Origin of the sequence: Flavobacterium sp. (assembly GCF_035299005.1) — a bacterium.
In the GTDB taxonomy this organism is placed as follows: domain Bacteria; phylum Bacteroidota; class Bacteroidia; order Flavobacteriales; family Flavobacteriaceae; genus Flavobacterium.
The window spans coordinates 236,870-251,219 of record NZ_DATGXL010000012.1 but is presented as its reverse complement, the minus strand read 5'-3'; the positions used below and the strand labels follow the sequence as shown (position 1 = coordinate 251,219).

The 14,350-nt window shown below is 28.9% G+C and carries 11 protein-coding genes; 5 read left to right on the top strand and 6 right to left on the bottom strand.

Translation table 11 applies throughout. The features are described 5' to 3' along the window. Window positions 1-154: 154 nt before the first annotated feature. Genes VK164_RS07015 through VK164_RS07005 form a run of 3 tightly spaced genes read right to left on the bottom strand, consistent with a single transcriptional unit; the run spans window position 155 to window position 4,161 of the window. On the bottom strand, window positions 155-2,701 hold the full coding sequence (locus VK164_RS07015; protein WP_324208673.1) for a TonB-dependent receptor: 2,547 nt from the start codon (window positions 2,699-2,701) through the stop codon (window positions 155-157). Further along, a complete protein-coding gene (locus VK164_RS07010) occupies window positions 2,702-3,601 on the bottom strand; it encodes a FecR family protein (RefSeq protein WP_324208672.1) in 900 nt (299 codons plus the stop codon). A 44-nt stretch (window positions 3,602-3,645) separates the two neighbouring features. After that, window positions 3,646-4,161 (bottom strand): RNA polymerase sigma factor, encoded by a 516-nt coding sequence (locus tag VK164_RS07005; RefSeq protein ID WP_324208671.1) that lies wholly within the window; start codon window positions 4,159-4,161, stop codon window positions 3,646-3,648. Window positions 4,162-4,464: 303 nt separating this feature from the next. Here VK164_RS07005 and VK164_RS07000 point away from each other — a divergent pair, with 303 nt between their 5' ends. The 4 genes from VK164_RS07000 to VK164_RS06985 all read left to right on the top strand — a co-directional run bounded on the left by VK164_RS07000 (window position 4,465) and on the right by VK164_RS06985 (window position 8,497). Beyond that, window positions 4,465-5,499, top strand: coding sequence for a hypothetical protein (locus tag VK164_RS07000; RefSeq protein ID WP_324208670.1), 1,035 nt, complete (start codon window positions 4,465-4,467; stop codon window positions 5,497-5,499). Between the two features lie 42 nt (window positions 5,500-5,541). Further along, window positions 5,542-6,006, top strand: a complete 465-nt coding sequence (locus VK164_RS06995) for a hypothetical protein (protein WP_324208669.1) — start codon at window positions 5,542-5,544, stop codon at window positions 6,004-6,006. Between the two features lie 134 nt (window positions 6,007-6,140). Next, window positions 6,141-7,487: a signal recognition particle protein gene (gene ffh, locus VK164_RS06990; RefSeq protein WP_324208668.1), complete on the top strand. Its 1,347-nt coding sequence runs from the start codon at window positions 6,141-6,143 to the stop codon at window positions 7,485-7,487. A 128-nt stretch (window positions 7,488-7,615) separates the two neighbouring features. Further along, window positions 7,616-8,497, top strand: a complete 882-nt coding sequence (locus VK164_RS06985) for a bifunctional 5,10-methylenetetrahydrofolate dehydrogenase/5,10-methenyltetrahydrofolate cyclohydrolase (protein ID WP_324208667.1) — start codon at window positions 7,616-7,618, stop codon at window positions 8,495-8,497. A gap of 80 nt (window positions 8,498-8,577) precedes the next feature. On the opposite strand, the gene VK164_RS06980 is transcribed toward VK164_RS06985, so the two are convergent. Then, the gene (locus tag VK164_RS06980; RefSeq protein ID WP_324208666.1) at window positions 8,578-8,787 is read right to left on the bottom strand and encodes a hypothetical protein; all 210 of its coding nucleotides are present in this window, start codon (window positions 8,785-8,787) and stop codon (window positions 8,578-8,580) included. Between the two features lie 52 nt (window positions 8,788-8,839). After that, complete coding sequence (locus VK164_RS06975; RefSeq protein WP_324208665.1) at window positions 8,840-10,435, bottom strand: peptide chain release factor 3; 1,596 nt, start codon at window positions 10,433-10,435, stop codon at window positions 8,840-8,842. Window positions 10,436-10,525: 90 nt separating this feature from the next. Here VK164_RS06975 and VK164_RS06970 point away from each other — a divergent pair, with 90 nt between their 5' ends. Continuing rightward, entirely contained in the window at window positions 10,526-11,152 is a 627-nt protein-coding gene (locus tag VK164_RS06970; protein WP_324208664.1) for a response regulator transcription factor, read from the top strand. Here the strand turns inward: VK164_RS06970 and VK164_RS06965 are convergent. Beyond that, window positions 11,149-14,133 carry a sensor histidine kinase gene (locus VK164_RS06965; protein WP_324208663.1) on the bottom strand — a complete coding sequence of 995 codons (2,985 nt, stop codon included), beginning with the start codon at window positions 14,131-14,133 and terminating at the stop codon, window positions 11,149-11,151. The two genes, VK164_RS06970 and VK164_RS06965, sit on opposite strands and share 4 nt — an antisense overlap. Between the last annotated feature and the right edge of the window lie 217 nt (window positions 14,134-14,350).

The window sequence follows — 14,350 nt, the reverse complement described above, 5'->3', positions numbered from 1 at the left end:
TACATTAAATATTTTATTTAATTTTATATTTTTGAAAATTGACTTTAACAAAATAAGTACAAGCAAGATGCTCGCACTAGCGGTGGGATATTTTAAGAAAAGTATTAAAAATTCAAAATTAAGATAGAAAGTCAGGTGAAAGCCTGACTTTTCTTTAGAATGTAAATCTTAAAAAAGCATTTGGTGTTCTTTCTAATGAAAAAGTATTTACTTGTTCCACAACATTTGTGTTATTGTTGATACGATAATGTTGATTGATACTTGTTTTATTATTCAATACATTTTGTATAGAAAAACCAAAATTTAATTTTGAATTTTTACCAATATCAAAAACATAAGCACCAGATAAATTCATTTGAAAATAGTCTTCTAAATTAGATAAATTTGGCGATTGGTAACCTACAGTAGGGGTTTCTGGGTCAGTGTAGATTGGTGTTGTGCTTGTAGGTAAAGTTGTTGGTTTTCCAGTAAACCATTGAGTTCCAATTGCAATTTTTATATTCTTAAAATCTGAAATTATAGCTGATTTTATGGTATGTTTTATTTCAAAATTATTCGGAAATGCTGTTGCGTTTAATGTCTTAAATTCATAATTGTTTTCTTGAAAAGTATAACTTATCCAAGCAGTAATTGGTTTGAATTGTTTTTGAATTAAAAATTCGGTTCCATAAACCTTGTAATTTCCGTTAGTTTTTATAAATTCATATTGGTTTTGAAAACCTTGGCTCATACTGGTAATACCATCTACTTTTTTGTAGAAATTCTCCAAAGTTAGCAACCAATTGTTTTTATTAAATGAAAATCCTAACGATACTTGATTACTTTTAACAATTGGAATGTCTTCATTATTTGATAAAGTCCATCTTCGTTTTTCGATGCCTAAAAAGTCTTGCTGTAAATCTACAATTTGTGAAGTAGTTTGATGTTTGCTTTCACCCATAATTTCCAATTGAAAAAACGGAGAGAATTTATAATTTAACTGAATTCGCGGTTCAAAAATATAGGTAGAAAATTCCTGAATGTAATTTTGTCTGAAACCAATTCGACCATAAAATTTGTCGTTGGATGAATGGTATTTTAGTTCGGTAATTAGTGCATGATTTTTTAAAACTTCTTTAATTTTTCTTGAAAAAATAGGGGTGTTTACAATATCTACATTTCGTACACCAATTTCATTAAATTGATAGCCATTCAAAAAGGTAAATCTATCTGATAAAACATGACTATTTTGTAATTTTATTCCTGTATCTAAAATAGTGTTTTCTTGATTAAAAATTTGATTGTTTTCTATCGATTCATTTTCAGAATTAATGTTATAATAGGATGCGTATATTGAAATTTCGCTACTGTTTTTTGCATTCCAATCTGTTTTTAATAATGCATTTGCTCCGTATGTTTGTTGTTCTAAACAACTGTATTTCGAAGTTGTAATGCTGTTTTCTGTTTTAGTTTGTAATACGTCTAAAACGTTACTAATGCTCAGAATATCAACAAATAAATCTGTTTTTTGTTTTATTTTTTGATGATATTGCGCGGTGAAATCGTAAAAATAAAAATCTTCATCTGAACTATATTTAATATTTTGATTGTCAAAATAATTAGTAACAATAGTGTTTTGAAAAATTTTATTGAAATAATTCGTATAGGTTGGAGAAGTTACTAAATCTGTGTATGATCGTCTTCCACTGATTTCAATATTTGATTTTTTTGAAGTTTTTACTTTCGTATAAAAATCGGCATTAATTAGGTTAATTCCAACGGCTCCTTTTGTGTTTTCTATAGAATCGGTATGTGTTGAAATTAAAACTGAACTTGAAACACCATCACCATATAAAGCAGATGTCCCGTTTTTAGCAATATTAATTTTGTGAGCTAAATTGGGATTTAAAGAAGAAATTAATCCAAAAAAATGGCCTGTTTGATACAATCTAATTCCATTCCAAAGAAATAAGTTTTGGTCGTGTGTTCCACCTCTAACACTCGTATTTGAAATACTTTCATCTGTAGCATTTATACCAGGAATTTGTTGCATAGTTTGAAAGACATCAGGTTCAGTTAGTCCAGGAAGTTGACCGATTTTTTTTGGTTTTATTTCATATGTTCCGTCTTTTCTTTTGGTAATTCCTTTAGTTAAATAAACTGTTGTTATGACGGGTTCCAAATCGTTGATAATACTTTTTAGATAGATTTTTGGACAATTTTCAACATATAAAAATGTTGATTGTACCAACTTAGTTTTATAATTCAAATGAAAAATTTCTATATCGTTTGCCGATTTTACATTGAGTTCAAAATAGCCTAAATCATTTGTAATTGCGGAGCTATTCGTTGCTGTTATTTGTAAAAAAGCACCAATGATGGGTTCTTTAGTTTCTTCGTCTAAAAGATAGCCACACAAAGGTTTGTCAAGTTTTTGATTGTTAATTACAGAAATGTATTTTTTTGAAATAAATTTAAATTTTAATTGTGTTTTTTCAGTAATATAGTTCAGTTTTTTTTGAAGTGTTAATGAATTTGAAGGTGGCACCAATTTAAAAACTGCAATTTCTTCTTCAATGTAATTAAAGCTGACTTGATGTTTTTTACTAATATTATCTAATATTATTTTTAATAAAACAGTATTGTCTTTGTCTTGTGCACGGAGTGGAAAGACAAAGACAAATAAGCTAATAATAACTAATAAAAAACGATTATATTTCATTTACTTTTTTACTAATTCAAAACTTGTTTCGTTTGATTTTTTAATTTGTAAATGATAGGTTGAGGCAATTATTTGTAGGGCTACATCTAAATTATTATTTGGTATTTTTCCAGTAAATAATTGATTTGTTGCTATAGTATTTGCTTTAATGGTAACGTTATATGTTTTTTCAATATCAGCTATGATGGTTTGCAAGTTTTGATTTGTAAAGCTTGTTTCTGTTTCATCAGAAGCCCAGTTTGGCATTGATAAAGTGGTTTTTCCTTCTGTTTTAGAATTGTTCTCAAATGTAACTAGCATACCTTTTGTTAAGATGATTTCCTGATTTTTATAGTTCACCTTTACTTTTCCTTCGTAGCAAGTTACTTCAAATTTATTATTGTCTGAGTTCACATTGAATTGTGTTCCTAAAACAGTAACTTTCCCTAAATTAGTATTCACTTCAAATGTTTTTCCTTTTGCTACTTTAAAATAAGCTTCACCTTTTAAATCAATTGTTCGGTTGTTTTTCCAAAAAAAAGTTTTGTATTCTATGTGTGAATTATTATTGACTATTACTTCTGAATTATCAGGTAAACTTACTGTTTGAGTAAGTTCTGTACCATAATATTTTTCTTTGAAATTATTAATAACAAAAAAACTTAACCCAATCCCAATTACCAAAATAGCAGCAATTCGAGCCAGCCAATTTTGTTGTAGTTTGATAATTTTGGTTGTTTTTTTAGTAGTAACAACGTTACTCAACATTTTATCTTGGTCAAATGCTGGTGTTTTTAAGCGTGCTGAATTTTCTTTGATTTTTTCATACAAAGCAAAGTCCGGATTTTGTTTAAATTCGGCTAATTCTTCAGCAGTTAGTTCGTTATTAAGCCATTTGGCTAATTTGTAATCTTCGTCCATAATTTTTGTATTACAATATAAAAACAATTATGTTGTTTTTTACCCTACTTAAAATTTTCAATTTCTTTTTTTAGTTCAATCAACGCCAAGTGAATACGCTTTTCAACGGCTTTAACACTAATATTTAACTCTGAGGCAATTTCAGCATATTTTTTGCCGTCAATTCGGTGCATTAAAAATGCAATTCGTTGTGTTTCATTGATTTTGTTGATGGCGTTTAGTAGTTTAGACTCAAATTGTTCCTGTTCTAATATATGTTCTGGACTTTCGTTTGTTCTATCTACTAAAGTATTATTCTTTTCATAAGTCAAAACCACCTTGTTGTGTGCAATTGCATTTAATGAATTGTTGGTAGCAATAGTATAAATATAAGATTTGGCTTTTTCCAGCGGAACATCTTTACAATTTTGCCATAATTTTATAAAAGCTTCTTGTGTTGCATCTTCTGCTTGGTCTGTATTTCCAAATTTGTAATAGAGGAAATTTCGTAATCCTTTAGCATGACTTTTAAAAAAAGTTGAAAAAATATTTTCTTGGCAAATAGCACTATTTTCGGACATATTTTATGAATTACTTAAAATAAAATAATTTTTTGGTAGGGTTTTTTAAAAGTAGGTTGTTATATCTGTACATACAAATATAATCATTATTTGATTAAAAAAATTTGAAATATGGAAACAGTAATTAAAAAAGCTATGAATAAGGATGAAAAATCAATTTACTTGATGACACAAATTGTTATATGGATTTTTAATTTTTTATTAGTACTCAATCTTTTTGTTTTAAAATTATTTTAAAAAAAAGGTAGGGTAAAAGGAATGTAAATTGTTTTACTATTAGCAACCCAAAAACACTATATAATTATGAAAGCAAAACATTTTTTAATTTTAAGCCTAGTAGGTTTGTTATTAATGTCATGTCAGAGTGAAGAAAACGAAGTTATTCAAGATGCGACTCAGAATTTAACTAATACTTCTCCGCTAACAACTTTAGTTACTAGAGTTACACAAAACCCAACATCTAGTGATAATGTTATGGATAATTCAAGCTGCTTTAGCGTTGTTTTGCCAGTAACAGTAATTGTAAATGGTCAAAATATTGTTGTGTCGACTCAAGCAGATTATCAAACGGTTCAAGATGCTATTGATGCTTTCTCAAACGATGATGATATTGTAAATTTTGTTTATCCAATAACAATTCAATATCAAAATTTTTCAACACAAGTTTTACAAGATTCTGATGATTTAGATGATGTAATTGATGACTGTGGAGAAGATGATGGTTTTGATGAAATTGATTGTATCAGTTTCAATTTTCCAATAGTAATTAACGTGTATAATTCTAATAATCAATTAGCAGATACAATTACAATTAATAACAATAGTGATTTGTATAATTTCTTAGAAAATCTCGAGGATAATGAATTTATTGCTATTCAATACCCAATTTCGTTAACAAATGCTAACGGACAGAATGTTACAATAACGAATAATGATCAGTTAGAAGATGTTATTGAAGACTCAATTGATGATTGTGATGATTCTTCGTCTGGAGGTGGTAGTAGTACTACATTGAGTACAATTATTGTTGATGGTTCTTGGTATGTGTCATATTTCTTTGACGACACTGATGAAACGTTAGATTATGCAGGTTATAATTTTACTTTTAATAGTAATGGAACTTCATTGGCGGTAAAAAATACAATTTCATTGAATGGGGTTTGGTCTAATTATATGGATAGTGGTGAAGAAAAGCTTGAGTTTTCTTTTGATGGAACTACATTGGATGAATTAGAAGACGATTGGGAAGTAATCGAATATACTGCAACGCAAATACGATTGAAAGATGTAAGTGGTGGCAATGGAGGAACTGACTATTTGTACTTAACAAAAAATTAAACAAACTAAATTATAAACGTAAACAAATTAAACTTTAATCTTATGAAAAAATTAGCTCTAATCCCAATGTTATCATTGATTTTCATGTTAAATGTAGCTTCAATGTGTTCAAGTGACGATAATTCAAGTTCATCAGCTGACCCAAATCCAGTAATTAATACAGTAACTTCTGGAACCTGGAGAATTACATTCTATGAAGATTCTGGAGTAAACGAAACATATCATTTTACTGGTTATAATTTTACTTTTGGTTCTGCAAATGTTTTAACTGCAACAAATGGAACAAATACTTATACAGGGTCTTGGTCTGTTACAAATAGTAATATAAATGACGATAGTCCTAGTAATGATTTAGATTTTAATGTATTATTTTCAACTCCAGCTGTTTTTGCTGATGAGTTATCAGATGATTGGGACATTTTATCTAGAACGGATACAAAAATTGAATTAGTTGATGTGAGTGGTGGTAATGGAGGAACTGATTATTTGACTTTAGAAAAAAACTAAAATTTTTTACACTTTTTGCCCCAATTAAACCAGTCTACAAGGCTGGTTTTTTTATTTAAAACAAACCCATTCACTCACTTTGCAACTTTATAACTTTATGTTATCTTTGCACTTCATTACACAAATTCAGAATTATGTTTGATAATTTAAGCGATAAGTTAGATAAAGCGTTACACCTACTTAAAGGACATGGTAAAATTACAGATGTAAACGTTGCCGATACTTTAAAAGAAGTACGAAGAGCATTATTAGATGCAGACGTTAACTTTAAAATTGCCAAAGATTTTACCACAAGAGTAAAAGACAAAGCCATTGGAGAAAACGTATTAACTACTTTGCAACCAGGTCAGTTAATGGTTAAAATCGTGAAAGATGAACTGACTGAATTAATGGGTGGGGATGCTGCAGGAATTAATTTATCAGGGAATCCTTCTGTAATTTTGATGTCAGGTTTACAAGGTTCTGGTAAAACTACCTTTTCGGGTAAGTTAGCAAACTTCTTAAAAACTAAAAAGAACAAAAAGCCTTTGTTGGTTGCTTGTGATATCTATCGACCTGCGGCTATTAACCAGTTGCATGTAGTAGGTGGACAAATTGGAGTTGAAGTCTATTCTGAACCAGAAAATAAAAATCCTGTTGAAATAGCTCAAAATGCAATTAAGTATGCAAAGGCAAATGGCTTCAATGTTGTTATTGTCGATACGGCTGGTCGTTTAGCTGTTGATGAGGAAATGATGAATGAAATTGCAAACGTTCATAAAGCAATTGAGCCACAAGAAACATTATTTGTTGTGGATGCGATGACGGGACAAGATGCCGTAAATACAGCAAAAGCATTTAATGATAGATTAAATTTTGACGGAGTTATCTTAACGAAATTAGATGGTGATACTCGTGGTGGAGCTGCAATTTCGATTAAATCGGTAGTTAATAAACCAATTAAATTCATCGGTACAGGTGAAAAAATGGAAGCTATCGATGTGTTTTATCCATCTCGTATGGCTGATAGAATCTTAGGAATGGGAGACGTTGTTTCCTTAGTAGAAAGAGCACAAGAGCAATATGATGAAGAAGAAGCAAGAAAATTACAAAAGAAAATTGCTAAAAATGAATTTGGTTTTGACGATTTCTTAGCACAAATACAGCAAATCAAGAAAATGGGAAACATGAAAGACCTTGTTGGAATGATTCCTGGAGCTGGAAAAGCATTAAAAGATGTTGAAATTGAAGACGATGCTTTCAAGCATATTGAGGCAATCATCCAGTCAATGACACCTGCTGAAAGAAGTAAACCTTCATTAATCGATGTAAAACGTAAAAATAGAATTGCAAAAGGGTCTGGTAGAAAAATTGAAGAAGTAAATCAATTGATGAAACAATTTGACCAAATGAGCAAAATGATGAAAATGATGCAAGGTGGCGGCGGAAAAAATTTAATGAAAGCCATGGCCGGAATGAAAGGTGGAATGCCTAGAATGTAAATTATAGTATAAGGTTTAAAATTTTGGATATAGAAAATTTTGAACCTTATTTTTTTAAATATACTAACTATTAGTTTTGGGTAACACACAACTTTAAACCTAAAACTTTAAACCTGAAACAAAAAACAATGCAATTATTAGACGGAAAAAAAGTATCAGAAGATATTAAAAATGAGATTGCTGCTGAGGTAGCACAAATGAAAGTTAAAGGTGAAAAAGTGCCGCATTTGGCTGCAATTATTGTAGGTAATGATGGTGCAAGTTTAACCTATGTGGGAAGTAAAGTAAAGTCTTGTGAGCGAGTAGGTTTTGAATCGACTTTGATTAAAATGCCAAGTACTACTTCTGAAACAGAGCTTTTAAAAAAAATCAAAGAGTTGAATGAAAATGATGATATTGATGGATTCATTGTTCAGTTGCCTTTGCCAAAACAAATCGATACACAAAAAATTATTGAAGCAATTGATCCAAGTAAAGATGTAGATGGTTTTCATCCAGAGAATTTTGGAAAAATGGCTCTAGATATGTCCACATTTATTCCAGCTACACCTTTTGGAATTTTAGAATTACTAGAAAGATATAATGTGCCAACTGATGGAAAACACACTGTAGTTATCGGAAGAAGCCATATCGTAGGAAGACCGATGGGAATTTTAATGGGAAGAAAAGGATTTCCTGGAAATTCAACAGTAACAGTTACACACAGTCATTCTAAAAACATCAATCAAATTACCTCACAAGCGGATATTATTATTTCGGCACTAGGAGTTCCAAATTTCCTAAAGGCAGAAATGGTAAAAGATGATGTAGTCGTAATCGACGTTGGAATCACTAGAGTTGAAGATGATACTACAGAAAAAGGATATAGAATTGTTGGTGATGTAGATTTTGAAAATGTATCTAAAAAAGCATCTTACATTACCCCAGTACCTGGAGGTGTTGGTCCAATGACAATTGCAATGTTGTTAAAAAACACTCTTTTAGCAAGAGAGCAGAAAAGAAATAAGTAAAAATAATTATTTGAAAACCCTTTAAAATTCCAAATAAATAAAAAAAGACCTCAACAGAGGTCTTTTTTTATGGTTGTTTACTATTTATCTTGTAAACTTGTCTTTTTCTGATTTTTAAAGTAATAAAAAGCAAAAGTGATTCCAAAAATTGCTAGCCAAACCAATTTTGTGTTAATTGGAGATGCTGGAGGATCATCATCTGCTGGTGGATCTACCGGCTGAGCAACACTTAAAAAGCTAATAAAAGCCATCAAAATGGTTGCATAAAGTTTTAGTAAATTAGGTTTCATATTTCGTGTTTTGGGGGATAAATTAAAAATATAATACAATAGTAGTAAAAAATTATCTCTTTTGAAAATCTGATGTAAAAAATAACTCAACAGAAGGGTATTTTTGTTGTGTCATTTGAATTGAAAATTCACTATCTGCTAAAAAAACTAGTTGACCATATTTGTCAGTTCCCATAAATTTTTGTTTAACACGTTTAAATTCAGCGAATTCTTCATTTTTAGGATCTTGGGGTTTTACCCAACAAGCTTTGAATGCAGGAAAATTTTCATAGGTACATTTTGCGCTATATTCATGCTCTAAACGATATTGAATAACTTCATATTGTAATGCACCAACAGTGCCAATTACTTTTCGTCCGTTCATTTCTAGAGTAAAAAGCTGTGCAACACCTTCGTCCATTAATTGATCAATTCCTTTTTCTAATTGTTTGGATTTTAGTGGGTCAGCGTTGTTTATGTATCTAAAATGTTCTGGAGAAAAGCTTGGAATTCCTTTAAAATTCATTTTTTCTCCTTCAGTTAATGTATCACCAATTTTAAAATTTCCAGTGTCGTGTAAACCTACAATATCACCTGGATATGAAATGTCTACAATTTCTTTTTTTTCAGCAAAGAATGCATTTGGACTCGAAAATTTTAGATTTTTTCCTTGTCTAACATGTAAATAGGGTTTGTTTTTTTCAAAAGTTCCTGAAACAATTTTGACAAAGGCTAATCTGTCTCGATGTTTTGGATCCATATTTGCATGAATTTTAAAAACAAAACCACTTAATTTTTCTTCTTCTGGTCTAACTAATCTTGTGTCAGATTCTTTAGCTCTTGGAGTTGGAGCGATTTCAACAAAACAATCTAACAATTCTCTTACGCCAAAATTATTTAAGGCAGAGCCAAAAAATACGGGTTGTAAATCACCGGAAAGATATTCTTCAGTACTAAAAGCCGGATATACTTCTCCAATTAATTCAAGCTCTTCTCTTAATCGATTGGCTGGTTTTTCTCCTATTATTCCTTCTAATTCTTTGCTTTCAATATCAGAAAATGCGATTGTTTCTTCAATGTTTTTTCTGCTATCTCCTTCAAAAAGATTAATGTTTTTTTCCCAGATGTTATAAATACCTTTGAAATCATATCCCATTCCGATAGGGAAACTTAATGGTGTTACTCTAAGTTTTAATTTTTGTTCTACTTCATCCATCAAATCAAATGCATCTTTTCCTTCGCGATCTAATTTATTAATGAAAACAATCATTGGAATGTTTCTCATTCTACAAACTTCAACTAGTTTTTCAGTTTGTTCCTCAACACCTTTAGCAACGTCAATTACCACAATAACACTATCTACTGCGGTTAATGTTCTAAAAGTATCTTCGGCAAAATCTTTGTGGCCGGGAGTATCTAAAATGTTAATTTTTTTGTCCTTATAGTTAAATGCCAAAACAGAAGTAGCGACAGAAATTCCTCTTTGACGCTCTATTTCCATAAAATCTGAAGTTGTACCTTTTTTAATTTTGTTGCTTTTTACGGCACCAGCTTCTTGAATTGCTCCACCAAACAAAAGTAATTTTTCTGTAAGCGTTGTTTTACCAGCATCGGGATGTGATATAATTCCAAAAGTTCTTCTTCTTGCGATTTCTTCTATAAAGCTCATGTGTAATAATTTTGTGCAAAAATAGTATTTATAAATAACATTTTATTCTATCATTTATTTATTATTTTAGCACTTTAAATTTTATCCCCCATGAAATATAAAATATTAATTGTTGATGATCACTTAGTTGTAAAGGCTGGTGTTTCAATTATTTTGAATAGTGAAATTTCAAATTTAGAAATTTCATATGCTTGTAATTATTCTGAAACTTTACAAAAAATTAAAGTAGAACAATTAGATTTAATTATTCTAGACATTAATATTCCTGGAGGAAAAAATACTGAAATGATTGGGGAGATAAGATCATTTTTGCCTAATGTTAAGATCCTTATGTTTTCGGCTCATGAAGAAGAGTTTTATGCTTTAAGATATATTTATGCAGGTGCAGATGGTTATTTAAATAAGCTAAGTGGTGAAGATAAAATTGTTGAAGCGGTTAATTCTATTATAGATTATGGTAAGTATTTAACCGATGAAATAATTGATAAATTAAACAATAGTCAGGTAAATAACGAGCCCATAAATCCTTTTGATAAGTTATCAAATAGAGAAATAGAAATTGCAAAATTATTGGTAAGAGGTGATGGTAATCTTGAGATTTCTAATAATTTAGGCATCCAAATGTCGACTGTGAGTACATATAAAAACAGAATTTTTGAAAAGTTAAAAATTAATAATCTTGTTGAATTAATAGAAAAATATAATTTACATGTTTAATTATCATCTATTATTATTGTAACTTTAGTGCCTTCATTTTCTTTAGAATAGATTTTTAAATCTCCTTTTAATAAACGCAAAAGTTCTAAAACCATATGTAATCCTAAGCCATAGTTTTGAATTGCAAGTTTATCTGTTTCAAAGTTTTTTTGAAGATTTAAGTAGTAATTTTTTATTTCATCAGGCATTCCACATCCAGTATCTTCTACACTGATGTAAATTTTATTTTTAATTAGGTTTGTTTCAATTGTTATACTTCCAATGACTGTGTTTTTAATTGCATTGTCTAACAAATTGTGAATAATGATTCCTATGATTTTTTTGTTTAAATTAATTTGAGAAGATGCAAAGTTCTTGTAAGTTATAACTATAGCATTTCCTTCAGCTATATTTTTGAATAGTTTAATTTTGTCGTAAATTATGCTGTCAATAGATTCTTTTTTTAATTCGTTTATGTTTTTATGTTCAATAAAAATTTTTGAATAATCAACAAGGTTTTCAACAAATCGATAAAGTTGATTTGCGGATTCGTGCATAATCTTTGCATTGTCTTTTATGTTATCATCGTTTGAAATTAGCGATTTTTCATGTAGATGTTTAGCAGTAATGGATAAAAATTTAAGAGGACTCTTAATGTCGTGACTGATGGTTCCAATCAGCTTTTTTTGTTGTAAAACTTCTTGAGAAAGATTGTTTTTTGCTGCTTTTAAATTGGTAACAGTGCTAATTAAATCTGCTGTTCTTTCATTTATTATTTGTTCTAGAGCGTCGTTTTTCTTTTTTATAAAATTATAACGTAGACGTATACCAATAATTAAAAAGGAGGCTATTATTATGACTAAAAATATTTTAAACCATAGTTTTTCATAAAAAAGAAAAGGAATATTAACGATTATTTTTTCGATCTCATATGATGACGAAAAAGGTTTTAGTTTTCTTACATATAAAGTATGTGTTCCAGGAGGAATATTTGTGAAACTAATTTCCTTTTCATCATTTAGATGAATCCATTTATCATTTTTATTAAGGTCTAGTTTTGCTTCAAAATAAATATTGTCATGATTTCCAAAGTAAGGAAAATCAATTTTAAATTTTACTCGATTAAAATTTCTATTTAGAAACAATGTATCATTGAAGAAACTTGTTTTTCCGTCCAATTCAATTTCATTTAAGTAAAAATTATTAGTAGGCAATATCTTGTTTACTTTATCTGGATGAAATGCTACTAAACCATTTAAACTTGGATATATAAAATAACCGTTTTCTAATTTGGCACTACACGGTTGACAGCCTCCATTGAATTCATTGGTTGAAAAGCCATTTTTTGAATCATAATGATGATAGTAAACAGGAGATTTATCTTTATAGTATGCTAATAGACTTTTTTTGTCAACTTCTATTAATCCTTTGTTAGTACTTATCCAAAAATGCCCCTTTAAATCTTCATTAATACAATGAGCAGATGTTAAATAAGAATAGTTATCAATAGGCATTTTATAAAACTTATTGCTTTTAAATAAGCTAAAACCGTTACTGTATGTACATATCCAAATAGTATTGTCTTTACTGATAAAAATGCTTCTTATGTCGTTTTTGTCACAGGGTATTTTTTTTGTTTTTTGTTTTATTACGTCATAAATAATTAGGTTGCCAGGAGATGCCATTAATATATTATAATCTTTATTTTCTGCAAAATAATTAACGGCTTCATCTAAATCTTTTATATAATTTGGTTTTGAATTAGGTTCGCTAGCGTTTATTGTAGCCACAGAAACTTTCATTTTTCCTTCTTTCCTAAAGCCTATCCAAATTTTATTTTTTGAATCGCAAAATATACTATTAATAGTTGCTTTAAACTCGTGCTTTGTTGAAGTTTTGTAATTTGTACTTTTAAAAAAACAAGTAAGAGTTGTATTGTTCTGAATCCAAATATTTTTCTGCTTGTCTATAGTAATTCCAAATTGATATCCATTGGTGTTAAGTTTTAAATCAGCAATTAATTTATTTACACTAAAAATTTCACCTTTAGCAGTAATGAAGCTTTCTTTGGAAATTGGAATTATTGAATAATAATAATTTTCAATATTTTTAAAGTTATTAAGAATACTAAACTTGTTTAAAGATATTATTCCAAGTCCTTTATTGTCAGTTCCAATAAATAGTTTATTACTCTTAATATCATAAAATAAGCACTTTATAGTATATTGACGTGGAATACTTACATGATGTAATAGTGAAAGGTAAAGTTTATTAGTTGCTTTTTTTAAAATAAAAATTTCATTGTTAGTACAAACAAAATATTGTTGAGTTAAATGATTATAAATCATTTTAGAATTATTCTTTGTGGAAATTTTATTTTTTTTCTCGCTATTGTCAAAAGTAGCATAGTCGCCATTATTATTTAACCAAATAAGCTCGTTGTTCAATAAAAAATAGTCTGTATTAGCTTTATATTGATGATTTATTTCCTTTTTTATCTTGTTTTTTTTATTGAATAAAATGATTTTATTTTGTTCAATTTTATAGTAATCTCCATTTTGGGTTTTAATTTTACAATGTAAAAAATCAAATTTTTGTTTGCTATTATTATTTAAATAAAATCTTAAATTTTGATACTCATCAAAAGGCGTATTATTGTTGTCTTTTATTTTTGTAGCTTTTCTTTTATTAATAATAATATTGTCAGCATAACCTTCAGTGAATGTTTGTAATGAATCTTCAACCGCATTACCGCTCAAGTATAAAAATCTATTAGAAATGTTTCCTGTTGTATTACTGTTAAAAGTTTTAAAGTTTGAGCCATCAAATCTTACTAATCCATTTTCTGTAGTCATCCAAACGAATCCATACTTATCAGGCGCAATACTTTTAACGGAATTTTGAGGCAAGTGTTCAGTATCTGCAGAATACCATTCCTCATGGTAATTCTGTTGTGAAAAACCAAATTGGAATACGAGAAGTAAAAACCAAAATCTGTTCAAAAGTATTTTTTTTAATTTAATCCGACGAAAAGCATTTTTATTCCGACGAATTACATTGTAGTAATTATTCTACAAGTATTTGTTGCTGTCGTATGCAAATATCTTAAAAAAAACTTAATAGTTTTGCTCGGTTAATTTAATTTCAAATTAGTTTTTATTTTAACGAACCCCTACGGTCTTAAGATTTAAAAAATTTGTAATTATATACAAAAAATAA